This window comes from Candidatus Palauibacter sp., assembly GCF_965261555.1.
In the GTDB taxonomy this organism is placed as follows: Bacteria; Gemmatimonadota; Gemmatimonadetes; order Palauibacterales; family Palauibacteraceae; genus Palauibacter.
In genome coordinates, this window is record NZ_OZ253465.1 from 181771 (window position 1) to 205820 (window position 24050).

The 24050-nt window shown below is 67.0% G+C and carries 19 protein-coding genes and 1 tRNA gene; 14 read left to right on the plus strand and 6 right to left on the minus strand.

What is annotated here, in order from left to right:
* The first annotated feature begins 10 nt into the window (after positions 1-10).
* From ACQY5G_RS00730 to ACQY5G_RS00740, 3 genes are all read left to right on the plus strand, one after another.
* On the plus strand, positions 11-1873 hold the full coding sequence (locus tag ACQY5G_RS00730; protein WP_428278726.1) for a hypothetical protein: 1863 nt from the start codon (positions 11-13) through the stop codon (positions 1871-1873).
* Between the two features lie 340 nt (positions 1874-2213).
* Positions 2214-3149, plus strand: coding sequence for a BF3164 family lipoprotein (locus ACQY5G_RS00735; protein ID WP_428276067.1), 936 nt, complete (start codon positions 2214-2216; stop codon positions 3147-3149).
* The gene (locus ACQY5G_RS00740) at positions 3146-3445 is read left to right on the plus strand and encodes a hypothetical protein (RefSeq protein WP_428276069.1); all 300 of its coding nucleotides are present in this window, start codon (positions 3146-3148) and stop codon (positions 3443-3445) included. Before ACQY5G_RS00735 ends, ACQY5G_RS00740 begins: the two co-directional genes overlap by 4 nt.
* Positions 3446-3581: 136 nt before the next feature.
* Here ACQY5G_RS00740 and ACQY5G_RS00745 read toward each other — a convergent pair whose 3' ends face one another.
* From ACQY5G_RS00745 to ACQY5G_RS00770, 6 genes are all read right to left on the minus strand, one after another.
* On the minus strand, positions 3582-4646 hold the full coding sequence (locus ACQY5G_RS00745; protein WP_428276071.1) for a carboxypeptidase regulatory-like domain-containing protein: 1065 nt from the start codon (positions 4644-4646) through the stop codon (positions 3582-3584).
* A gap of 250 nt (positions 4647-4896) precedes the next feature.
* Complete coding sequence (locus ACQY5G_RS00750; RefSeq protein WP_428276073.1) at positions 4897-5268, minus strand: hypothetical protein; 372 nt, start codon at positions 5266-5268, stop codon at positions 4897-4899.
* 327 nt (positions 5269-5595) lie between these two features.
* Positions 5596-7404, minus strand: a complete 1809-nt coding sequence (locus ACQY5G_RS00755; RefSeq protein WP_428276074.1) for a thioredoxin domain-containing protein — start codon at positions 7402-7404, stop codon at positions 5596-5598.
* Positions 7405-8379: 975 nt separating this feature from the next.
* Positions 8380-9099 (minus strand): hypothetical protein, encoded by a 720-nt coding sequence (locus ACQY5G_RS00760; protein WP_428276076.1) that lies wholly within the window; start codon positions 9097-9099, stop codon positions 8380-8382.
* A gap of 393 nt (positions 9100-9492) precedes the next feature.
* Complete coding sequence (locus tag ACQY5G_RS00765; RefSeq protein ID WP_428276078.1) at positions 9493-10338, minus strand: purine-nucleoside phosphorylase; 846 nt, start codon at positions 10336-10338, stop codon at positions 9493-9495.
* Entirely contained in the window at positions 10335-11753 is a 1419-nt protein-coding gene (locus tag ACQY5G_RS00770) for a NupC/NupG family nucleoside CNT transporter (protein WP_428276080.1), read from the minus strand. The genes ACQY5G_RS00765 and ACQY5G_RS00770 overlap by 4 nt, the downstream gene beginning before the upstream one ends.
* 296 nt (positions 11754-12049) lie before the next feature.
* Here ACQY5G_RS00770 and dnaK point away from each other — a divergent pair, with 296 nt between their 5' ends.
* The 11 genes from dnaK to ACQY5G_RS00825 all read left to right on the plus strand — a co-directional run bounded on the left by dnaK (position 12050) and on the right by ACQY5G_RS00825 (position 24029).
* Positions 12050-13996: a molecular chaperone DnaK gene (dnaK, locus tag ACQY5G_RS00775; RefSeq protein ID WP_428276082.1), complete on the plus strand. Its 1947-nt coding sequence runs from the start codon at positions 12050-12052 to the stop codon at positions 13994-13996.
* A 234-nt stretch (positions 13997-14230) separates the two neighbouring features.
* The gene (locus ACQY5G_RS00780) at positions 14231-15859 is read left to right on the plus strand and encodes a trypsin-like peptidase domain-containing protein (protein ID WP_428276084.1); all 1629 of its coding nucleotides are present in this window, start codon (positions 14231-14233) and stop codon (positions 15857-15859) included.
* 105 nt (positions 15860-15964) lie between these two features.
* A tRNA-Leu gene (locus ACQY5G_RS00785) sits at positions 15965-16047 on the plus strand.
* 47 nt (positions 16048-16094) lie between these two features.
* Positions 16095-17366 (plus strand): trigger factor, encoded by a 1272-nt coding sequence (gene tig, locus ACQY5G_RS00790; protein WP_428276086.1) that lies wholly within the window; start codon positions 16095-16097, stop codon positions 17364-17366.
* A gap of 30 nt (positions 17367-17396) precedes the next feature.
* Complete coding sequence (locus tag ACQY5G_RS00795; protein WP_428276088.1) at positions 17397-18032, plus strand: ATP-dependent Clp protease proteolytic subunit; 636 nt, start codon at positions 17397-17399, stop codon at positions 18030-18032.
* A gap of 36 nt (positions 18033-18068) precedes the next feature.
* Positions 18069-19316, plus strand: a complete 1248-nt coding sequence (gene clpX, locus ACQY5G_RS00800) for an ATP-dependent Clp protease ATP-binding subunit ClpX (protein WP_428276090.1) — start codon at positions 18069-18071, stop codon at positions 19314-19316.
* A gap of 7 nt (positions 19317-19323) precedes the next feature.
* On the plus strand, positions 19324-19944 hold the full coding sequence (gene yihA / locus ACQY5G_RS00805; protein ID WP_428276092.1) for a ribosome biogenesis GTP-binding protein YihA/YsxC: 621 nt from the start codon (positions 19324-19326) through the stop codon (positions 19942-19944).
* 68 nt (positions 19945-20012) lie between these two features.
* Positions 20013-21209, plus strand: a complete 1197-nt coding sequence (locus ACQY5G_RS00810) for a DUF1214 domain-containing protein (protein ID WP_428276094.1) — start codon at positions 20013-20015, stop codon at positions 21207-21209.
* Between the two features lie 19 nt (positions 21210-21228).
* Positions 21229-22521 carry a sulfotransferase family protein gene (locus ACQY5G_RS00815; protein WP_428276096.1) on the plus strand — a complete coding sequence of 431 codons (1293 nt, stop codon included), beginning with the start codon at positions 21229-21231 and terminating at the stop codon, positions 22519-22521.
* 3 nt (positions 22522-22524) lie between these two features.
* Complete coding sequence (locus tag ACQY5G_RS00820) at positions 22525-23556, plus strand: SDR family NAD(P)-dependent oxidoreductase (protein WP_428276098.1); 1032 nt, start codon at positions 22525-22527, stop codon at positions 23554-23556.
* Complete coding sequence (locus tag ACQY5G_RS00825) at positions 23553-24029, plus strand: SRPBCC domain-containing protein (protein WP_428276100.1); 477 nt, start codon at positions 23553-23555, stop codon at positions 24027-24029. The genes ACQY5G_RS00820 and ACQY5G_RS00825 overlap by 4 nt, the downstream gene beginning before the upstream one ends.
* The last annotated feature ends 21 nt before the right edge of the window (positions 24030-24050 follow it).

Genomic DNA, 24050 nt, shown 5'->3' on the forward strand with positions numbered 1-24050 from the left:
CTGTCTGTTGGTGCTCATCGCGGCAATCGCCGCGTTGACCCTTGGGTCCGACCGGGCCATGGCCGGCTCGAGCAGATTGAGCTTCGAAGGGGAAGCGCCGGACGCGCTCACACTCCGTTACGAGACGGTCTCACCCTTCGCAGAGGAACGTGCTCTCCGGGCGCGGTTGCGCTACTGGGTTCCCGATTCGCTCCGCTTCGCGCAGACCGACCCGGGGTACCGCACAGCAGAAATCTCCCGCGAAGGATCCAACGTTTTCGCCGGCACCGTGGCCCTGCCGTCCGGTACCGTCTACGCCGTCGCCACCGTTGAAGACCTGGACGGAAATTACATCGACAGCAACTTCGGTCGGCTCTGGGAATACGTCGAAGCGGATCCCGGGGGCCGACCGACGTTGCAGGCGCGACGCTACCAACTGCTGGCGACCTCTGCGTTCAGCGTCTCCCGGGCCGCCGCAGTCGCGGAGGAAGCCGCCTTGCAGTTCCCCGGGCAGCCCGAGTTCCGGGTCCGGCAGTTGTTGTTCGCGCAGAGCGCAATTCCAGCCGCGTCACGCACCGCACTCCTCCGCCAGCACGCGCTTCGTCTGACGGAACTGGATGGCGCCGCCCGGGAAGGAAATCCGGGCCCCGTGGAACTCGACGCCCTCCAACGCTACGCAGCGCTCCTCGACCGGCCCGACCTGGCGAGCTACTGGTCGGACCAGCTGGTGCGTCGGTACCCGCAACACGGAGCGGCGGCCATGGCGCACCTGCAGTCGATTGTCCGTTCTCCCATGACGGCTCCGAGGAAGTTGGAGGATCTTGAGGAGAGCTGGGCGAGGACGGGGGCGCCGGCGACCGCCCAGGTCGGCTTCCGACTCTCGCTCCAGCTCGCAGATCCCGTCCTGACCAGGAGCTGGTTGGACCGCCACTCCCGGACCTCCGTGTTCCGCGACCTTAGCTACGACACTGAAATAGCCGCGGACATGATGGGGGTGCCTGTCCTGTGGCCGATCGCCGAAGCGTGGATCCTCGATCGTCTTGACGACAGCCGCGATGAGATGGGGCCCGAGCGGCCGCTCGATCAGTCACGTCGGAACTTCCGGGCCGAAGTGAGCCGGCACCGTGCGCGACTCAACCTCTACCTCGCCCGTCTCCGCCTCGCCCGCGGGCAGTTGGCGGACGCGGTGGCGGCAGCAGAGCGGTCGGTCGGGGAGACGTGGAGTCCCCACATCTTTCAGGAAGCCGCCGAGATCCTCCGCGCCGCCGGGTCGGATCTCCGCGCCGGCGAGTTGCTGGCACTTTCCCGCGTGGATCCGGTGGCCCCCCTGAACTCCCGTCCGGTCTCCGACGGATCGCCGGCCCTCCCCGAGCCTTCGGAGGAGCAACTCGCGGCGGCTCGGACGACCATGTACGACCGCGTCACGGCCGCACTGCTCGAAGAGTACGTCGACCTCGAAGCACGCGTGCGATCGGCAACCGGCGAAGAGACGACGCTCCGCGAGGTGGTTGGCGACAGCCTCTTCCTGGTGGTCCAAGCCTATCGGCCAGACTTCGTGCCGGATGACGCATTGGCCCTTCTCGACGTGAACTCCAACGAGTTACGCGCAGCCGGCGTGGGGACCCTCCTGATTGCTCAGAGGCCGGCTCCCGCTGAACCGGAACAGCCCGACTCCAGCCTGTCCAGCCCGAGGTTCCATCACGACGTGGGATACGAGGCGTGGGACAGTCTGCGCGCGTGGCGCCAGGTGCAGTACTTCGTCCTGGATCCGAGTGGCAGGCTCCGCCACCGCGGGGAGGATCTGGAGACGACTCTCCGCATTCTATTCGTGCTCTCGACGCGAACGGTCGCGTCTTCCGATGTCGCACCAGACCGAAAGGAAACGGACACATGACTCGAAAGCGCCTCCTGGCAGCCGCCGTGATCGGACTCACTGCCGCGATCATCCCCGTTACGACCGGGGCCAACGCAAGTCTCGGCGTTGAATTGTCGACGGCCGCATGCGCGGAAGGGGGTTGTGGAAGGTTGTCGCTGGCCGACTGCTTCTGTCCCGACATGCAATTCCCGAACCTCATGCCGCGGTGCGATGAGCCTCTCGCGGACTGAGCACCGGATTGCGTAGGTGGACCGTCGGGGCCGTGGCCGGGGTGACGATCTGCGCACTTGCGTTGCTCGGCGGACGTGGTGGCGAGCCTCGCGCGGCCCCGGCCCCGGCAACCCTCGTTCCTGATGCGGTGTACTCGGACGATTCCCTGGGCTGGATCATAGATCTGGCACTGGCAGGTGACCGTCTCGTCGGAATCGACGCGCTGCTCGATCCAAGCGTGCACGTGTTCCACCCTCAAAGCGTGGAGCGTCTGGGATCCTACGGAAAACGTGGGGACGGGCCGGGGGAGTTCAAGGACCCGGAGCAGATCGTGCCCGCGCCCGACTCGCCGGACGCGGTGTGGATCCTGGACGGCGTCCACCAACGCCTGACGTGGCTGTCCGTGAGCGAGATTGAAGCGGGATCCGTCGTCGCACCGGAGACGTTCCGCATGGACGGACCGAACGCCGGGTCACTGGTACGCGCCCCAAACGGCCAGTGGTTCGCGGGTGGCTGGATCACGGGGGGGCGGGTAGCTCGGTACCGGGCGGATCGGAGCTACGATCGCACGATTCTTGGTTTTCCCTCGGGGGTCGAAGCGCCGGGCATGACGCTCCTGCAGGCGTACGAAAGCCGAGTCGTCGCAAACCCTGCCGGACACCTCCTGGCGGCGGGGACGCTTCTTGGGGGTCTGCTCGACATCATCGACTACGATGGCACTCTGATCGCTCATGCCGCCGTGTCCGGCGCCTTTCAGCCGGTGTGGCGGCAAGGCCGGTCACGGGGTGGGAGGGCCGTTATGTCCCTCGGACCGGAGGCGCGCTACGGATTCACGGATCTGGTGGGTACGGAGCGCTACGTTTACGGCCTCTTCTCCGGGCGGAGCGTGGATGGGCCCGGCACTCCGTGGGCCACGACGCACGTGCAGGTCTACACATGGGATGGCAACTACGTGAAGACGCTGCACCTGGACCGAGCCGCGGAGGCCATCACCGTGGATGCCTCCGACACGTGGCTGTACGCCACGGGCCCCGACCCCACGCCGTGGGTCGGACGCTTCTTGTTGCAGGGCCACCTGAGATGACGCCGACGATTTCCTTCGCGGACTGGGTGGACTGGCTCGCGATGGAACTGACCGTCGCCCGACTCTACGAGTCGGCGCCTCCGCCTCTGAAGCATGAAATGAAGGCAACGGTCCGTCGGCTCGCCGAGGGCATCGGCGAAGACGAGATCGAAGCGTTCACGTCGCAGATTCCGAACTTCGGACGAGCGCTGGGCAGTTTCTCGCCCGAAGAACAGCGCCGCTTCAACCGTCAGTTCGCGGTATCCGTCACCGAGGTATCCCTCCATTGGGCCACGGTATTCGCCGACCGGGATTGAAACATCCGCAGGCCATCTCCCCGACGCTCGTGTTCCCAACGTCCCGGCCCTCGGAGTCCGTGACTTCATACGCCGGCTTCGGGACGATGAGCGCGCCGTCAACCGATGCAGGCGCCGCCGGACGACCCTCGCGGAGCTACTTCGTCCAGACCACGACCACGCCGCACTGTCCTGTCGGGCCCCCGAATTCCGCGGGTAGCGAGGCGGCGCCCTTGTACACTTCGATCCCTGCGACCTCGTGCGGTTTCACCCAGCCAAGGAACCTCTCAACACGCACTCCGTCGAGGTAGTTTGTCATGGGGCAGGAGGATCTTCGGTTGATCATGCGCCCGTTGCGGTCCACCGAAATGCCCGGGGCCAGCATGCTGACCAGGTGGGCGACTTCCCTCGGACGCCAGAGTTCGATGTAGTCCTCCGTGATGTACGTTCCGAGTCCGAGAAGCTCACCCCATCGTTTTCGCTCGTAGAACCCCTTGATCTCGAGGCGGCGCGACCGGACCACCGTGGTCACCAGGGGCTCCATCTCCAGCGGCGCCGGGACAAGGGCGATGCCGACTTCCGTCGTACGACCCTCCTCTACCGAGACCACGTGCCGGAGCGGCGCGTAGCCGATCCGCCGGGTCTCCAGCACATGCGTGCCGGCGGGCACGCCGCTCATCACGAACCGGCCCTGACGGCCCGTGTCGACCGACCTGGGCTGGCCGGCCAGTGAAACGATCACCACATGGACGGGATCATCCGTCAGGGCGTCGCGCACCGAGCCGATGAGGCGCCCCGGCCGGCCCGGGGTACTCGGAGCCGTGGTCGCAACATCGAGCGGGATGCGGAGGACGACCTCGCGCGCCACCCCCGGCTCGAACAGGACGGACGCTTCGCCGCTCGAATGGTCGCCCAGCTCCGCCCGCACGGCGGCGCGCTCGGCAGCACGCGGCACGCAAAGGAGGAGCGAGCCATCGGCCCGCGTGGACGCCCGAACGGGCGGCGCGGCCGCGTCACCCCACTCGATGATCACCGTGGCCCCTGGCAGAGGGATGCTGCCGGACTGGTCCGAGACGGTTACGGCCAGTTCGACTCCGTCCCCGCAGTCGCCCGCCTCCTGTCCCCATGCGCCGCCGCCCCCGAACGCCAGGCACACCGGGACGAAGATCGCCGCCGTCAGGGAGCGGGGAGTCCGGGCCGTGAACATCGTTCCGCGAACCATCAGTCTCTCCGATCTCGCCCGGCCGGCCACGCAGGACGCCAGCCCGTAATCGCAGGAAGGTCGAGCTCGTCGCGGCTCACCGTCCATAGCATACCTCCGGTTGCGGTCAGCAGAGCGTGAGCGGGGGGCAGATCCACGGACCCGATGAACCCATCGTCAAATCGATATGCGGCCCACCGCTCGGCATCGCGCGGCGCACGCGCACTTGCGCGAAACCAGACCGTCCCGGCCTCGCTCGCGGTCATTGCATCTACCGCCGTCTCGGCGGGGCGAGGGATCTGCTGCAGGAAAGCTCGCGCCAAAGTCCCTGACGATACGCGGGAACGGAACGAATCCGGCATCCCGCCGTGAAGTCCTTGGGCGAACGATCGAACCTCTTCCCGATGTAGCGGGCGCCGCCCCGTGAGAAAACCCGTACTGTAGCGTCCTCCGGCAGCAGCACGAACACGCGCTCGGCATCGGCGAGCACCCCGCCGACCCTTGTCAGTCCGTAAACCGGATCGTCGACGCTTCCGATCATGACGCCATGCTTGAGCGTCCGCTCCGGGACCTGGCCCGCGACCGGACCGGATACCGGAGCGGCACCGAGCGCCAGCGCGTATCCCAGAAGAATGCTCCTCATAATGGGCTTCCCGCTCATTCGCTGGCCTGTCTTTCTTCTACAATCGCAGTTGTGCCGTGGCGCTTCGAATCGCGCTCGTCTCACTCTGCCGGTACGCCACCCTCTGCGACGCCAGCCGTGATCTCCACGGAGACCTGCATCGATAACAACGCCAGCGTGTCGCGGATCGTGCCCGCCGTGTCCAACACGACGAGGGGGCGACCTCGGGTCTCGAGGGTCGGGCCGGGTATCGCCGTGTAGACGCCTCGTGGAGCATGTGGCTCAGTTCGACCGCCGCTTCGGGCACGATCATGCGTAGTTCGCGGTCGTATATCGCCGCAACTTAAGCTAACGGTCATAGCGGATCACCGATGGAACGCCAAAGGCGTTTTCTTCGACGGCGATGAAGAAGCTGCGCGTCGCAGCCGCGACTCGTTGCCGACGTGGAAGCGCCACGACGTCTTGAACCTCGCCAGACGGGGACAGGACAGTCCACACTACGTTCTCCTCGCCACGGTCCTCGCGCCTTAGCCAGACCGAACCGTCGCGGCCGACTGCCAGAGCCGTGATCGGAGGGAGCGTCGCCGGAATCAGCCCTCCCTCTCGCAAGGCTTGTTCAAACTCCGGCCCTTCGGGTGCTTCCTGCTCCCCGGTGGGGAATACGCTCAACTCTTGTAGCGTTCGCTCGATCGCGCGCCTGGTCAGCGGAACCGGCTCGTAGCCGTAGGCGCGGTGGAACACCGTGTCTCCCTTCATGTCCCTCCGTGTTATTGTAACCAGCCCCTCGGCGGGATCTGTCCAGCGAGCGATGATCGCGCCTTGGCCGTTCGGCATGACCGCCGTCTTCGAGAAACCTTCGTATGGTGCCTGTACCTGAAACAGCCGGTTCCCCCGCACTATCCCAACGATAGCTCCGGAGACTTCCCTCCACGCCACGGTATCAATGACCATGCCGAGCGAATCGATTCTCAACAGAGGGATGCGAGAATGCTCCTGCTGGACACCCGCTTCTGGCAATGCTGGCGCGCCCAAGAGGTGCGGTTCAGCTATGGCGTGTCCACCCTCGAGAAGGACCACGGGCCAACCGCCAGTGATGAATAGTCCATCGCGAACGGATTGCATTTCCAGCTTCGCCGCCAAGCGTCGTGTAGCCAGAAAGTGTCCGTCCGTCGAGAACAGGCTCACCCGTCCCTGGTCGGAGTCACTGACGAAGACCGTATCATCCAAAACTCCGACCGCCGAGATTGCCGAAAATTCGCCGGGCCCCTCGCCTCGACCCCCGGCCTGCCACAGCACTTCGCCACTGGAATCGAGGCGCATTATGCGGAGATCCCACGGTTGCGCCACATAGACTTCACCAGCCTCGCCGATGGCCACGTCGTCCAAGCGCCAGGGAAGCAACCCCGCTTGGCCGACACCATCAATCGTCCATACCGGTTTCACCTCAGCGGAGATCGCCTTGCTCGCCAACATCGGCAGGGCTCGAGTCCATCGGTCCGCCACCATCTCTGCAATCGTGGTTCTTAGCTGGCTCTCAGAGGGGGGCGTCCCGTATCGCCAGCCATTGACCAATACGGTCGGGGTGCCTTCCACGCCAAGCTGCTGACCGAGTTTGAGTGTCGTCGCGATGCGCTCATCTCGCGTAGTTCCTTCCTCTCGCGCACAGTGCGAGATCCGAGCCGTGTCGCGAATCCCCGCCTCAATGGCCAACGTGCCCCATCCCATCAAGCCAAGAGACTGCTGATTCCGGTATACCGAGTCGATCCACTCCCGAAAGAACCCCAGTTCGTGCGCGCAGTCCGCAGCGCGCGCCCCGGGCGTGGAGTGCTCATGATAATCGAGCGGGTGGTTCACATAGAAGACGCGAACCGGCAGCGTATCGGTCGCGATCTTCTGCACGGTCTCGTGAAATAGTGCGCAGAACGGACACTCCGAATCCATGAACACGACGACATCGACCGGCGGCCGGCCTCCCCCGCTAACGTCGCGAGTCTCGAAGAGGAGGAAACCTTCATCGCGCGCGCTCTCCCATCCAGTTTCGAAAACCATCGAAGGATTGTCGGGCTGATGGCTTGGGCCACGAGCTGGGGCGAACACGAGACGGTATCCGACGATGACAACCGTCGCCAAGGCGCAAATCGCGAGCAGGATGGTCAAGAGCTGGTCACGTCTCGCGGATCGGCAACTATGCGACATGGCAATCCCCATTTGGTTGCGGAAAGAAGCTCTTGCCCGGCGAACACAGTGGCGCTTCGGCTGCGCTGCGAGAAAGCAGCACAGCCGAAGCAAGGTGCGCGAATACGGCGGTCAGATCAATAAAGGTCGCCGCCACCACTTCCCCCGCCGCCCGGGGAGGCACATCGGATCGTCTTGGCGAGCTGATAGCCCGGCAGGACGCAGGCCCTGCTTTCGCACGATCCGCTCTCGCCGCAGCCTACATTCTTGCAATACGTCTCCATGCTGTTGGGGCAGAAGGTCGCACAGATCCGCTGGCAACCGCCGGCGGTACTTGCAGACGTCCGACTAGCCAGTACGGTTCCGCCCAGAATCACGAGCAGACAAACGACCTGGATGATGCGACGCGCAGCGGGAGACGACGGAAGCTTCGTTCCTACGGACATTTTTTCCTCCTAGGTTGGGAACGATAAGCCCCGAAACAATTCCGGGACGCGGTGGTGACGGCTGCGAGGAATAACTTCGCATGCACTCACGGGCAGCAATCTGAGTTCCCCTGCGGGCTGACGAACACGATCCGCAGCCATCAGCGATCGCAGCAAAAGCCCGCGGCCATGGGGACGATGCCGAAGGGCGAAAGGCCCTGACGAGACAACGCGCCTTCCGCCCGAGAATCGGGCTGACACACACCCGACCGCGTGAACCAACCAGCTTGAAGACGCCGTAGCGGTGGATCACAGGCCGGAACTCTGGGCATCTACCTACAGCCAACAGATGCTCGATTGTAGCGTCCGCGGAGCGTCGCATCGGAGGCCACGCCCTTCCTGACCTTGAGCTCCGGCATGCGTTCGTCCTCCTATCTGGAGATTCGACTCGACGACGACTCTGGCATGGGAAACTGGCGGTTCCCGGGACCTGCATCTAGAACACAAACAGTATCAATTTGGCTCAAACCGTTTACTCTTGATCCAGAGTGGACACTCCGTCCGATCCGGCCGGGAGAACGGGCCGAACGTGTTCCGCGGTGAACGCGGCGAACAGCCGGTCCGGGGCCATCCGCTCCAGCTCGCGCGGCGTGCAGCCCGGCCATGTCTTTGTTCTTCGGACCATGGTGCGCCGTCCAAGTCCCGTGCGGCGCTCCACGCGTTTCCAGATCAGGCCCAACCGGCGAAGCTCGTACACCCTGAGCACCGAGAGACCGCCGATGAACGCCTTCAGGGTCGTCGCGCCGTTCGCGCGAGCCCCGAACTGCCGGAACAGCGTGACGGGCGCGTACCCCACGGCTTCGGCCAGTTCCCGCGCGTTGCGGAATGGCCGGTCGGCGGCATGCCGCGCCGCAAGAACGAGCGCCTTCCCGAGGGCGGGAGACAGTGAGGAGCGCTCGAACGTGTCGGCCAGAGTCCACAGGCCCCACGTCGCTCGCACGGCATCGAGGCGAGATCGCAGATGTGTCCGCAGTTCGGAATACCCGACCAGCGACGCCGCCCGCACGCGAAGCAATCGCTTGGCCAACTCGGGATCGGGATCCGTCACCAGAACGACCGGCACCCACGGCCGCTCGCGCTCGAGCCTGGCCAATAGGTCGACTTGCTCGGGCCGAACGCGGCCGGGGCTCGCGACCACCACCGCATCGACCACCGCATCGAGGCGAGTGAGCGCTCCGTTCGCGACCGCCACGCGGGCATCCGGGCCCGCGGCTCGGCATACCTCTTGGGCTGTCTGAAGCGTGTCCGCGACCACAAGGATCATCGCGACCTCTCTTGAACAGGAACGCGAGAGCGCCCGCGTCCTCGATGTATCTCCACCCTCTACTAGTTAATGGCCCGCTCAAGGGCGAAACTTCGTTCGGGTCGAGCGGATCGGCTGGTGCGTGATCGTCGGATGTCACCTCGTAGCCGAATCGTAAGACTCTTTATGGCAATCGATCAGGAACCTCGATGTCCGAGGCCAGGAAGAAAAAATGGCTTTGGTGGTCGTTACCAATGCACCGTTGGATCGACTCCGCGAATCCAACTCGAGAACGAGGCACGCACGCTTCAACCGCTCACGCCCGCAAGGACGTTCGAGGGGTTACGGGAACCGGCGGATCGACTCGGCGACGAGGCGCTGGAATCCGGCTTGGGCGAGTTTTGTCGTCTCGAGGACTTCCTCGTGATTCAGCGGTTCGTCGAGGACTCCCGCGGCGTAGTTCGTGAGGCAGGAGATGGCGACGCAGCGCATGCCGAGGGCGCGGGCCGCGATGACCTCCGGCACCGTGGACATACCGACGGCGTCGGCGCCCAGCATCCGGAGCATGCGGATCTCGGCGGGCGTCTCGAAGGCGGGGCCGTGCATCGCCGCGTAGACGCCTTCGTGGAGCGTGTGGCCCAGTTCGGCCGCGGTTTCGCGCACGATCGTGCGCAGTTCGCGGTCGTAGGCGAACGTCAGGTCGGGGAAGCGGCTCTCCGTCCCCACGACGGGGCCGATGAGCGGGCTCGTGCCGGTCAGGTTCAGGTGGTCCGAGATCAGCATCAGTTCGCCGGGGTGCCAGCCCTCCCGGATCGCCCCGGCCGCGTTCGAGAGGAAGAGTACCGGGATCCCCAGCGCCGCCGCGACCCGCACGTAGAAGACGACGCGGTCCGGCGGGCCGCCCTCGTAGAGGTGGACGCGGCCGCTGAGGCCCAGCACGGGTCGGCCGCCGAGCGTCCCGATCAATGCGTGCCCGGCGTGCCCGATCACCGTGGGACGCGGCCAGCCGGGAAGATCCACGTACGGCACCCGCACCGGATCCTCGATCTCCTCGCCGAGGCCGCCGAGTCCGGAGCCCATCGTGATCACGACGTGCGGCATGGCACCGTCCAGCCGGTCCCCGATGCGGGCCCGCAGCGCCTCAGCCGCCGCTTCGACGCCGGCCCGGATGTCGGCGGCGCGGGTCACGCGAGGACTCCGGCCAGCGTCGCCGTCATCCAGGTCGCGACCGTCCCCCCGAGCATCGCCCGCAGGCCGAGCTTCGACAGGTCCTCGCGGCGGCCGGGCGCGATCCCGCCGATGCCCCCGATCTGGATCGCGATCGAGCTGAAGTTCGCGAATCCCGTCAGTGCGTACGTGCAGATGATGAGCGACTTGTTCGAGAGCTGAAGGTCGCCGCCGAGGCCGGCCCCGAGGTTCGTGAAGGCGAGGAACTCGTTCGCGACCATCTTCACCCCGAACAGCGTCCCGACGTCGATCGCGTCGGCCCACGGGACTCCGATGAGCCAGGCCACGGGGGCGAAGACCCAGCCGAAGATCCGCTCGAGCGTGATCCCCTCCACGCCGAACAGTCCCGTCACCCAGCCGATGATGCCGTTCCCCATGGCGATGATGGCGAGGAAGGCGAGGAGCATGGCCCCCACGTTCAGGGCGAGCTTCAGCCCGTCCCCCGCTCCTCCGGCCGCCGCGTCGATCACGTTCGCGTGCGCCTGCGGCGGGTCGATGTCCAGCGTGCCGCGCGTCTCGGGTTCTTCCGTCTCGGGCATCAGCATCTTGCTCACCACGATCCCCGCCGGCGCCGCCATGATGCTCGCCGCCAGGAGGTGTCCGGCGATACCCGGGAACACGCCCACGAGGATCGCGACGTAGGCGGCCAGCGCTCCGCCCGCCACGGTCGCGAACCCTCCCGTCATGACCGTGTTGAGTTCCGACATCGTCATGCGGTCCACGAAGGGCCGGATGAGGAGAGGCGCCTCCGTCTGGCCGACGAAGATGTTGCCGGCCGCCGAGGTCGTCTCCGCGCCGCTCGTCCCGAGGGTCCGCTGCATCGCCCACGCCACGCCGCGCACGACGCGCTGCATGAACCCCAGGTGATAGGCGAGGGCCATGAGAGAGGAGAAGAAGATGATCGTGGGCAGGACGCTGAAGGCGAAATTCGCGCCGATGTTCACGACGCCGCCCGCGCCCCCGTCGACCGGGGTCCCGTAATCGACGAGCGACCCGAACACGAAGCGCGACCCGGCGTTCGTGTACCCGATGAGCGCGACGAACACGTCGTTGACCGCACTGAAGAAGCCTCGCCCGATCCCGGTCTTGAGGACAAGGAGGGCGAAGACGATCTGAAGCCCGAGCCCCTTTGCGACGAGCGGCCACGAGATCGACTTCCGGTGCGCGGAACAGAGCCACACGGCCGTGAGCAGGAAGGCGATCCCGACAAGGCCCCGCAGGAGGCGGGAAAAGAACGGTTCGTCGATCGCGCCGCCCACCCCCTCGAGTCCCTGTGCCGCCAGCGGCGCCGCGCCCGCGGCCAGCAGGACGCAGAGGGCGGCCGTTGCGGCCGCCGCGGCCACTGCGGAGCGGGGTGGGTCTCGACGCTGGGACATCGGCGCACTCCGGCTGGGGTTCGGGGCGACGGGAACGGCGGAAACATACCCCGTCCCGTCTTCCGCGCCACGCCATGCACGCTTCCATGCCAATTTGGCACCCCGCGCCGGCCGACGGCCCCGGCGAGTGCCATTTTGTCGGAAAACACGGCCTACGGGCGGGCTGCGGCGCGGCACGGCGCTTGCAATGTGTTTGTGCGTTCGCGGGCGCGTTGCTGGAGGCGAAGCGAGGCGCCGCGCCGCGCGACTCGGGTCTGGGACGGAAACAGCGGACAAGCACAAGCCAAGGAAAACCAATGGGCAAGATCATCGGAATCGATCTCGGGACGACGAACTCGGTCGTCGCCGTAATGGAAGGTGGAGACCCCGTCGTCATCCCGAGCGCGGAGGGCGCGCGCACGACGCCCTCGGTGGTCGCCTTCACGAAGGAGGGAGAGCGGCTCGTCGGGCAGGTCGCCAAGCGGCAGGCCGTCACGAACCCGCTCAACACCGTCGCCTCGATCAAGCGCTTCATGGGCCGCAAGCGGTCCGAGGTGGGCGAGGAGATGAAGCTCGTCACCTACGACATCCAGGGCGACAACCAGGACCGCGTGCAGGTGCGGATTGCGCACGCGGACAAGACGTTCACGCCGCCCGAACTCTCGGCCATGGTGCTGCAGAAGATGAAGCAGACCGCCGAGGACTACCTGGGACAGGAAGTGACCGAGGCCGTGATCACGGTCCCGGCCTACTTCAACGACGCCCAGCGGCAGGCGACGAAGGACGCGGGCCGCGTGGCCGGCCTCACCGTCCGCCGGATCATCAACGAGCCCACGGCGGCGGCGCTCGCGTACGGCCTCGACAAGAAGTCGGACGAGAAGATCGCCGTGTTCGACCTCGGCGGCGGCACCTACGACATCTCCGTGCTCGAACTCGGGGACGGCGTGTTCGAGGTGAAGGCCACCAACGGCGACACGCATCTCGGTGGAGACGACTTCGACCAGCGCCTCATCAACTGGCTCGTGGACGAGTTCAAGAAGGACCAGGGGATCGATCTCTCGGCAGACCCGATGGCCCTGCAGCGCCTCAAGGAGGCGGCGGAGAAGGCGAAGATCGAGCTCAGCTCCACGATGCAGACCGACATCAACCTCCCCTTCATCACCGCCGACGCGTCGGGACCCAAGCACCTCAACCTCGCCCTCACGCGGGCGAAGTTCGAGCAGCTGGTGGACGACCTGATCCAGCGCACGATCCCGCCGATGGAGAAGGCGCTGGGGGACGCCGGTCTCTCGGTGGACGAGATCGACGAGGTGATTCTCGTCGGCGGCTCGACCCGGATCCCCAAGATCCAGGACGTCGTGAAGGATTTCTTCGGGCAGGACCCGCACAGGGGCGTGAACCCGGACGAGGTCGTGGGCATCGGGGCCGCGATCCAGGGCGGCGTGCTCGGGGGCGACGTGAAGGACGTCCTCCTTCTCGACGTCACCCCGCTCTCGCTCGGGATCGAGACGCTGGGCGGCGTCATGACGTCGCTCATCGAGCGCAACACGACGATCCCCACGAAGAAGTCGGAGATCTTCTCGACCGCGGAGGACAACCAGAACACCGTCGACATCCACGTGCTCCAGGGCGAGCGGAAGATGGCGAGCGGCAACAAGACGATCGGCCGCTTCCAGCTCACCGGCATCCCGCCCGCGCCGCGCGGCGTGCCCCAGGTCGAGGTCACCTTCGACATCGACGCGAACGGCATCCTGCACGTGAGCGCCAGGGACAAGGCGACGGGCAAGGAGCAGAAGATCCGCATCGAGGCGTCTTCGGGGCTCTCCGACGCCGAGATCGAGAGCATGGTGAGGGACGCGGAGTCGCACGCGGCGGAGGACCAGGAGCGTCGCGAGACCGTCGAAGCCCGCAACCGGCTCGACTCCCTCGTCTACCAGACGGAGAAGAACCTCGAAGACTGGAAGGAGTCGCTCGACGACGCGGACCGGTCCGCGATCGAGGAGACGCTGGAGCGGGGACGGGCCGCGCTCAAGCAGGACGACACCGAGGAGGTGGCCGCGGCGAGCACCGCCATCCAGGAGGCGGTCGGCGCGGCGGCGCAGAAGATGTACGCCGCGGCCGGGATGGGGGCCGACGCCGCGCCGGGCGACATGCCGGGCGCCGGCGACGAAGAGGCCGAAGTCGAGGTGGAGGCGGACGACGCCGGTGAAGAGGAAGTCGTCGAGGCGGATTACGAGATCGTCGAGGAGTCCGACGACAAGTAGCCCTCCGGCGCGGTCTGGCACGGCGCGACCCGGGGCCCGTTTCCACGGGCAACCCCGGGTCGCGCGCCGTTCATCCCATGGTTCGGCGTTCCGGTGTGGTGTCGGCACCACACCGGGTGACGGCTCGGGTCTCGCCGCCGTCATCGGTGCAGGAGTTGAAGGAACGCCAATCGGGTCTGCTATATTGGTATCTTCGGCCGTGGAGTCGCGGCCGGTGATGAGGGAGACAGAGTGATGAGCGAATCGTTGCGTACTCGACTGAATCTGCTGATCGCCACGGCGATCGCATTCGCGTTCGGCGTGGGGTTGGCTTCGGTGCTGGACCTGACCCCGGTTTCGATCGCGGCGGACACGGACAGCGATCCGGGGTGGGTAGTCGGAGCCCCCTCGGGCGCCGCGGTGACGATGGAGGACGGCTTCTCCGAAGTGGCCCGGCGCGTGGCTCCCGCCGTCGTGACCATCTACCTCACGGCCGTCCGGGAGGTGAGCACGGCCGACTTCCCGCCCGGGTTTCCCCCCGGCTTCGAGTTCCCGCCCGGCTTCGAGTTCCCACCCGGTGTCCGGCCGCCCTCCGGCGATGAGCCCCCACCCGACGATGCGCCGCCCGAGGCCGACCCGCCCGTGCGAAGGGACTCCTGGAGCGGATCCGGGTTCATCGTCTCCGAGGACGGCTACGTGGTCACGAACAATCACGTCGTCGCGGGCGCCGAGCGCATCGACATCGAACTCCACGACGGACGGGTGTTCGAGGACGTGGAACTGGTGGGGCGAGATCCGCAGACGGACGTGGCTCTGCTTCGCCTCGACGTGGATGACATCGCCGTCCTGCCGATCGGCTCCAGCGACCAGACGGGGGTCGGGGAATGGGTGCTCGCCATCGGGAGCCCCGGTTTCCGCCCGCAGGCGGGACCGCTCCTCTCTTCGGTGACCGCGGGGATCGTCTCCGCCAAGGGGCGAAACATCCGGATTCTGCAGAACAGCTCCCCTCTCGCGATCGAGGACTTCATCCAGACGGACGCGGTCATCAACCGGGGCAACTCGGGCGGTCCGCTCGTGAATGCCGCGGGGGAGGTGATCGGCATCAACACCGCGATTCTCTCGACGTCCGGGAACTACCAGGGGTACGGTTTCGCCGTGCCGATCGAACTCGCGCGGGAGGTCGTCGACGATCTCATCGAGTTCGGCGAGGTCCGCCGGGCCCTCATCGGCGTCTCGATCACGGACGTGAACGCAGCGGACGCCGCCTTCTACGGACTCGATCGGGTCGGGGGGGCGAAGATCCAGACCTTTTCCTTCGATGACAGTCCCGCCCGGCTGGCCGGACTCGAAGGCGGGGACGTCATCGTGGGCGTGGCGGGGCAACCGGTCTCCGGCGTGTCGGAACTCCAGCGGCGGATCCGCGCCTTCGAGCCGGGGGAGACGGTGGAACTGGACGTGGTGCGGCGCGCCACCCTCGAGCGCGATCAGGCGCGCGTCCGCCTGATCCCGGCGGAGGACGATTCGCCTCCCCGGATCGCGGCGCGCCCCGAAGCGCCTGAAGCGATGGGCGACGTCCTCGGTCTCGAAGTTCAGGATGACGCCCAGCTGGAAGCGCGGGACCATGCGCGGTATCGGATCGATCCCGGATTCACGGGCGTCATCATCGTCGACGCCGATTCGCGGGGCGCGGCGGGACGGGCGGGCATCCTTCCCGGCGCGCTCATCGTCGACATCAACGGCGAGGAGATCCGCACGTCGGCCGACTACGAGCGAATCATCTCCGGACTCGGGCCCGGGGACGCCCTCAGCCTGCAGTACAGCTTCCCCACGCCCGATGGGGGCCGGCTGAGCCGGTTCCGGAGCGTCGTGATCCCGGAGCGTTGAACCGCCGGGGCCGAACGGGCGGGGGCGGGCGCTTGCTTGCCCCTGCCCCAGTCGGTCCCGAGATTCCCGCCCGATCCGGCGCCGCGCCGGGCCGAGCGGAGTCGCGCGAAAGTGGCGGAACTGGCAGACGCGCCAGCCTTAGGAGCTGGTGGCCCTTGGCCGTGGGGGTTCGAGTCCCCCCTTTCGCACTTCGCCACTCGAAGGCAGCAGGGCACGAGCGGGAGCCATACCGACCTTGACCGCAGCCGATTCACAAGCCACCGCGACGGATCCGTTCGACATCGCGATCAAGCGGGAGAACGACTACCTGCGCCGTCTCGATGTGTCCGTGGACCCCGCGCAGGTAGCGGCGGCCCGTCGCCGGGAAGCCGCCAGACTCCGGAAGACGACCCGCATCAAGGGATTCCGGAAGGGGAAGGTCCCGGTGCGGATCATCGAGGAACGTTACGGGCCCCTCATCGACGAACGGACGGTCGATGCGCTCGTCAACCGGGCGTACCGGAACGCCGTACAGCGGCACGAGCTCTCCACCATCGGGGAACCCGTGGTGAGCGAACTGGATTACCGGCCGGGGGAGCGGCTCTCCTTCCGCGTCGACGTGGAGGTGATGCCGGTGGTCGAACTCGCGCGGACCGGAGGGTTCCGGGTCAAGCGGCGCGAGGTGGCCGTCGAGGACGCGGACGTCGATGAGGTCATCGAGAACATCCGCAAGGAAAACGCCGTGCTCCAGCCCGTGGACCGGGCGCCGCAGAGCGGCGATGTCGTCGCCGTGGCCATCAGGGAACGCGAGGGAGGCGACGGCGCCGAGGAGAAACCGTACCGGTTCGAGCTGGGCGCGGGCTACGCGATTCCGGACGTGGAGGACGCGATCCTCGCGCTGGCGCCCGGCGAGGAAGGCACGTTCACGGTCTCCTACCCGGATGATTTCGGGGCCGCGGAACTCGCGGGAACGACCCGGTCGCTGCAGATCCGTCTCGACGAGGTCCGTGCCAGCGAGCTGCCGGAGCTCACGGACGAATTCGCGAGCGAGATCGGCAATTTCGGGACGCTGGCGGAATTTCGTGAAGCGGTCGAAAAGGAACTCCTGGCGCGCGGTGAACGTCAGGCGGACGAGGAGGTCGGCGAACGACTTCTCGACGCGGTGATCGAAGCCAACGCCTTCGAGGTGCCGCCGAGTCTCACGTCGCGTTATCTTGACCGGGTGATCGACGCCCCCGAGGGAGCGGATCCCGGGCAGGTCGAGGAGGCCCGCAAGTCCGTGACCCCCCAGGTGGAGCGTCAGATAAAGCGGGATCTGGTGCTCGAACGACTCATCGAGGATCAGGGACTCGATCTGTCGAGCGAGGAGTTCGACGAGCGCCTGTCGGAACTGGGGAAGGCGAGGGGCAAGAGCCTGGTGGAGATGCGCCGGCAGCTCGCGAAGGAGAAGCAGCTCGACCCGCTCCGCCGCCGTTTCGCCATCGACAAGGCGTTCCGGTTTCTGATCGACGGCTCGGACGTGAGCTGATGGACTTCGCAAACCACGTGAGGGACTGACTTGAGCACGATATTCGCACCGTACGTCATCGAACGGTCGAGCCGCGGGGAACGCACGTACGACATCTTCTCGCGTCTCCTCATGGACCGGATCGTCTTCCTCGGAGCTCCGATCAACGACGATGTGGCGAACGTGGTGATCGCCCAGTTGCTCTTCCTGGAGGCGGACAACCCGGAGCGCGAGATCAACATCTACATCAACTCGCCGGGGGGGAGCGTCCAGGCGGGACTCGCGATCTACGACACGATGCAGTTCCTGAACGCCCCGGTGGCGACGATGTGCATGGGGATGGCGGCGTCGATGGGAGCGTTCCTGCTCGCCGCCGGCACGCCCGGCAGGCGGCGCTCGCTGCCGAACGCGCGGATCATGATCCACCAGCCTTCCGGCGGCTCCTACGGGACGGCGGCGGACATCGAGATCCAGGCGAAGGAGATCCTCAACGCCCGCGAGCGGCTGAACGGGATCCTCGCCGAACACACCGGGCAGGATCTCGATCGGATCGCCGAGGATGTCGACCGCGACCGCTTCATGTCCCCCGAGGAAGCGCGGGACTACGGGCTCATCGACCTCGTGGTCGTGCGCGAGGCGGAGGTCGACGGCAAGAACGGCCGACCCGGCCCCGCCGTGGCGGAGTAGCGCCGGAGCAACCCGAGGGACCGAGGGGAGGCGACGATGCCGAGCGACAAGCACCTGCGCTGCTCCTTCTGCGGCAAGTCCAAGGACGCCGTCCAGAAGTTCATCTCCGGACCCAACGTCTATATCTGCAACGAGTGCATCGCGCTCTGTAACGAAATCCTCGCCGAGGAAGAGGAGCGCGAACAGGGCGGACGCTTCACGGAGATCCCGACACCGGCGGAGATCAAGGCGACGCTCGACGAGTACGTGATCGGTCAGGAGATGGCGAAGAAGACGCTCTCGGTCGCCGTCTACAATCACTACAAGCGGATCAACCACCGCAGTCTCGTCGACGACGTCGAGATCGAGAAGTCGAACATCATGCTGCTCGGTCCCACCGGAGTGGGCAAGACGCTGCTCGCGCAGACGCTGGCACGGATTCTCCAGGTCCCGTTCACGATCGCGGACGCGACGACGCTCACCGAGGCGGGGTATGTGGGGGAGGACGTCGAGAACATTCTCGTCCGGCTCCTGCAGGCGGGCGAATACAACGTGGCGGAGTGCGAGCGCGGCATCGTCTACATCGATGAGATCGACAAGATCGCGCGCAAATCGGACAATCCGTCGATCACGCGCGACGTCTCCGGCGAGGGCGTCCAGCAGGCGCTGCTCAAGATCCTCGAGGGGACGGTGGCGTCCGTGCCGCCCCAGGGCGGGCGCAAGCATCCGCAGCAGGAGTACATCCAGATCGACACGCGGAACATCCTCTTCATCTGCGGCGGCGCCTTCGACGGGCTCGAGGAGATCATCCAGGAGCGGCAGGGGCGTCGGCAGATCGGTTTCCGGGATGACTTCATTGCGGGAGGGGTGGCGCCGAACGACGAGGAGAACCTCCTCGCCTGCGTCGAACCCGAGGACATGCTCCGCTACGGGCTCATCCCCGAACTCGTCGGGCGATTGCCGGTGCTCGTTGCGCTGCACGACCTCGACGAGGACGCGCTGGTCGAGATCCTGCAGCGTCCGAAGAACGCGCTGCTCAAGCAGTACACGAAGATGTTCGAACTCGAGGGCGTGGGCCTCACGCTCGACCCGGAGGCGCTGCGCGCGATCGCGCGCAAGACGATCGACCGCGGGACGGGCGCCCGCGGACTGAGAGCCGTGATGGAATCCATCATGCTCGACGTGATGTTCGACCTGCCGGGGCGCATGGACATCCGCGAGATCGTCGTCACGCGGGAGACCGTCGAGGAGAGCAACCAGCCGCTCCTCATCCTCGAGCCCGGGGCCAAGCGCAGGGAAGCGTAGCGGGCCCGTGCCGCCGACGGACCGGGGCGTCGCGCGCGTCAGGACGGTCGAGTTTGTCGGCGCCATCGGCGCGGCCGGCCAGAAGCCGCCGCGCGACCTCCCGCAGATCGCGATCGCGGGGCGCTCGAACGTCGGGAAGTCCTCGCTGCTCAACCGGCTTGTGGGGCGGAAGAGCCTCGCGCGAACCTCGAAGCAGCCCGGGCGCACGCGCGAGATCAACTTCTTCCTCGTCGACGACCGCTACATGCTCGTCGATCTGCCGGGCTACGGGTTCGCGAAGGCGCCGAAGACCGTGCGGAAGAAGTGGGGACGGCTGATCGACGGATACCTGCGCCGGACGCCGAAGCTGCTCGGGCTCGTGCTGCTCGTGGACGCGCGCCGCGGACTCACGGACGACGATGAGCGGATGATCGAGTTCCTGGGGGCGACCGGGACGCCGACGCTCTTCGCGCTCACGAAGGCGGACAAGCTGAACCGGTCCGCGCGCCGGCGGGCGACGAAGAAGCTGCGCGAGACGCTCGATCTCGATGCGGATCAGCTGGTCGAGACGTCTGCCCGCACCGGCGCCGGTATCGACACGCTGCGGGAGAGCATCGCCGCCCTCATCGCCGAGGCGGCGCCCGACTAGCCGATCCGACTCATCGCCCGCGGCACCCGGCACGTCGAGGCCACGGGCGCGGGCCGAAAGGAGACGCGATGAGAGGGCTCGTCATCGGACTGCTCGGGTTCTTTCGGCGCCTCTCGCTCGCGGCGCAGAAGCTTCGGGGCCGGACCCCGGCGGACACGGCCGCGCAGCGCGTGGTGAGCGGGAAGTCGTGGGATGAATTCTGCGACACGCTCAAGGCGGCCGGAGCCGCGCTCACCTTCCCGGGCGCACCCCGCGATCCGTTCAACCAGGCGGAGGGATACCGGTATCTCAGCCGCCTGACCCGCGGGGGGCTCATGGCTTTCGTGGAACACGCCGACCCGCGGGCGCCCGTGCTGCACCGCGTGGCCCACGAGACCGTGAAGCTGGGGAGCGACAACCCGGACAACTACTACCAGACCGCCGCGATTCACGGCGACTTCGAGTACAGGATCTCGGGGCGGCGCAACACCGTGAGGTACCTCGGCTTCGGCACGCAGGCCGGCCACTACGGGCAGAGCGGGGGTCTGCCCCCCACGGGCTACGTCGAGGCGAGCGAGATCGAGATCGGCGAGGACGGGACCTTCGAACTCATCGTCAGCACCCGGCGCCACGAAGGAAACTGGCTCCCGATGACGGCGGAGAGCCGGACGCTGATCGTGCGCCAGACCTTCCTCGACCGGGAGACCGAGGAGCCGGCCGAGTTGCACATCGAGCGCATCGGCTGTCCGGACGACGAGAAGCAGCCTCATTCCCTCACGCCGGAGCAGATCGACGAGGGGTTGAAGTCCGCCGGGACGCTGGTCGCGGGCGCGGCGATGCTGTTCGCGAACTGGGCCCGCGGCTTCAGGAAGCACTCGAACACGCTGCCCATGTTCGATCCGGACGTGTCGCTCCAGGCGGGGGGCGACCCGAATATCGTCTACTATCACAGCCACTGGGCGGTGGCCGAGGACGAGGCCCTGGTGATCGTGGCCGTGCCCCCCGAGTGCGAGCACTGGAACTTCCAGCTGAACAACTACTGGATGGAGTCGCTCGACTACCGCTATCACACCATCCACACGAACAAGCACCTCGCGCACCACGAAGCGGACGGCTCCGTGCGCCTGGTGGTGGCCCACGAGGACCCCGGGCTCCCGAACTGGATCGAGACCGCGGGCCACACGTCCGGGACGATGTGCTTCCGCTGGATCCGGGCGGAGGCGCATCCGCAGCCGCAAACCCGGCTCGTGAAGTTCTCGGAGCTGGACGCGCGCGGCGACTCGTAGCCGGGGGGACGAGAACCCGGTGCAGACCTCGACGGAGTACCGCAGACCTTACCGGCCCCTGCCGGTGTCGATCTTCAACGCCGCGGGGCGCGCGGCCCGCAGGCTCGGCTTCGGCGGCCCTCTGAACGTCGACCGGATGGTCGCCGCGGCGAGGCGAAAGACGGGGCTCTCCGACTTCGGCGATGAGTGGTTCCTGGAGCCGCTCGAGGTCCTCGTGGGATCGATGAACGCCGAGGCGAGGCTGACGCCGCTCGGGGCGCGGATCCAGCACGTGCGGATCGTATCGGCGCTCTCCACCCGGCTGCGGGTGGAGCGGCTGCTGCGGGAGAAGCCGGAGATTCTCGACATCGGGCTCGGGAAGGTCATCCTCATCGCGGGTCTTCAGCGGACGGCCACGACGCTGCTGCACCGGCTGATCGCGGCGGGTCCCGGGATCCGCTCGCTGAAGTCGTGGGAGGCGCTGAATCCCCTCCCCCTCCCCGGTGAGCGGACCGGCGACCCGCGGGGCCGCATCGGGCGGGCGAAGCTGGCGGTCCGGACGATCCGCTTTCTGGCCCCCGAGTTCCTGGCGATCCATCCCATCGCCCACGATGCGCCGGAGGAAGATGTCCTGCTCCTCGACCTCTCGTTCATGAGCCAGTCGGCGGAAGCGGCGATGCACGTGCCGGGCTATTCCGCGTGGCTCGAAGCGCAGGATCACACGAGGTGCTACGAGTACCTGCGCACGGTGCTCAAGATCCTGCACTGGCAGCGTCCGGGCGCCGGCTGGGTGCTGAAGACGCCCCACCACGTGGAGTATCTCGACGTCATCCGCGGTGTCTTCCCCGGCGTCTGCGTCGTCCAGACGCACCGGGACCCAAAGAAATCCATTCCCTCATTCTGGAGCATGGTGGCCCACGGCCGAGGGATCTTCAGCGACCACGTCGACCCGGAGGAGATCGGGACGCACTGGATGCGGAAGACGCGCCGCCTGATCGAGCGCTCCATGTCAGTGCGAAGGAACGCCGGGAATCGGGGGTTCGTCGATGTGTCCTACTACGATCTGCTTGCCGACCCGCTCGCGGAGTTGCGAAGGATATACCGGGCCGCGGGGATCGATTTCACGGCGGAGGCCGAGGCCGCCGCGGAGGCCGTGTCGCGGGGCGGTCCCGCGGGTCGCCATGGCCGACACGTGTATTCGGCGACCCACTTCGGTTTCGACGACGGCACGATTGACGAGTACTGCGACGCCTACCTGCGGGAGTATCGCATCCCCGACGAGACCGCGATGCTCGATGGCACCTCGCCGGGAACCCGCGACGAGGAACGGTGAGACATGCGAACCACGAACTACAACAGGAAGTTCAGCGCCTTCGCCAGCGGGGTCGTCGATCGTTTCTCCCAGCGTGCCACGCTCAGGCCGCTCCCGGAGAACGTCCGCCTCGACGGCAGGGTGTGCCTCGTCACCGGGGCGAACCGGGGGCTGGGCAGGGCGGTGGCCGTCGACCTGGCGAAACGCGGCGGGGAGGTGCTCATGGCCTGCCGGAGCGGTCATCCCGATGCCGGTGAGGAGGTTCGGCGCCTCGCCGGTTCCGATGCGGTCGACATGCTGCACGTGGACCTGGCCGACCTCGACTCCGTACACGCGCTGTGCGACCGCCTCGAACGCGAGCGCCGCAGGGTGGACATCCTCGTCCTGAACGCCGGCGTGATGCCGGCGAAGGCACGCAGGTCGGCCCAGGGCTACGAGCTGATGTTCGCGGTTCACTTCCTGGCCAACCGCGTACTGATCGACCGGCTCCTGGCGGACGGCACGATTCGACCCGCCGGCCGCGACGGTGAGACTCCCAGAATCGTTTTCATCGTGTCCGAAACGCACCGGGCCGCCGATTCGATCGACTTCGGCAATTTCGGCGCGTTCACCGACTACGGCCTGAAGGACGGCCTTAAGTACTATGCGTTGAGCAAACTGCACCTGTGCACCTACGCCCAGGAGCTGTCGCGCCGGCTGAACCCGGAAGGAGAGGTGAGGATCGCCGTGAACTCGCTGTGCCCGGGGGCGGTCGACTCCGACCTGATGCGGGAAGCGCCGTGGTTCCTGAAACCCCTGCTCCACCCGACGAGACGCCTGCTCTTCGCGGCGCCCGACAAGGCGGTGGCGCCCGTGGCCCATGCGTGCTGCGCGGAGGACATGGGTCGGCGCAGCGGGGTCTATCTGCACCTGATGCGGGAGAAGGAGATGTCCGCGCCGGCCATGGACGCCGCGGCGGGCGCACGACTGTGGCGGGAGAGCGAGGCCCTGCTGGCGCGACATCCGCGACCGGGCGAAGAGGGTCCCCGCGGGCTCGCCACGGGTGAATCGGAGTGAAATCGCAGCGGGAGGGCTTCGCCGTGTTCAAGGGGCATGTGAGTTCGGAAACCGTGGAAATCGACGCGCCGATCGAACGGGCGTGGGAGGTCCTCACCGACTTCGAGCGCTACGGCGAATGGAATCCATTCACGCCCTCGGTCGCCACGGACTTCGAGATCGGCTCGCCGGTCGAACTGTACGTCAGGATGGGACCCTGGAGACTGAAGCAGATCGAACGGATCGAGGCCGTCGAACCGCCGCACCTCATCGCCTGGAGCACGACGATGGGGCACCGCTTTCTGATCTGCGCCCTGCGGGAGCAGCGTCTCGAGGCGGTGGGTAATGGACGCTGCCGGTACCGCACGACGGACGATTTTTCCGGCCTTCTGATCCCGCTCGTGATGCTGCTCTTCGGAGGGTTCGTGCGCCGCGGCTTCAACGACGTCGCACGAGAGCTGAAGGCCCGCGCGGAGACCGGTTCGGCGGAGTGACGAGGCCCGCGCCGGTGCGGG

Bases quoted from the DNA above. Each gene is read 5' to 3' on its own strand.
- clpX (WP_428276090.1), top strand. From the start codon at position 18,069: ATGCCGAGCGACAAGCACCTGCGCTGCTCCTTCTGCGGCAAGTCCAAG.
- ACQY5G_RS00820 (WP_428276098.1), top strand. From the start codon at position 22,525: ATGCGAACCACGAACTACAACAGGAAGTTCAGCGCCTTCGCCAGCGGG.
- dnaK (WP_428276082.1), top strand. From the start codon at position 12,050: ATGGGCAAGATCATCGGAATCGATCTCGGGACGACGAACTCGGTCGTC.
- ACQY5G_RS00770 (WP_428276080.1), bottom strand. From the start codon at position 11,753: ATGTCCCAGCGTCGAGACCCACCCCGCTCCGCAGTGGCCGCGGCGGCC.
- ACQY5G_RS00740 (WP_428276069.1), top strand. From the start codon at position 3,146: ATGACGCCGACGATTTCCTTCGCGGACTGGGTGGACTGGCTCGCGATG.
- ACQY5G_RS00750 (WP_428276073.1), bottom strand. From the start codon at position 5,268: ATGAGGAGCATTCTTCTGGGATACGCGCTGGCGCTCGGTGCCGCTCCG.
- ACQY5G_RS00810 (WP_428276094.1), top strand. From the start codon at position 20,013: ATGAGAGGGCTCGTCATCGGACTGCTCGGGTTCTTTCGGCGCCTCTCG.
- ACQY5G_RS00780 (WP_428276084.1), top strand. From the start codon at position 14,231: ATGAGCGAATCGTTGCGTACTCGACTGAATCTGCTGATCGCCACGGCG.
- ACQY5G_RS00745 (WP_428276071.1), bottom strand. From the start codon at position 4,646: ATGGTTCGCGGAACGATGTTCACGGCCCGGACTCCCCGCTCCCTGACG.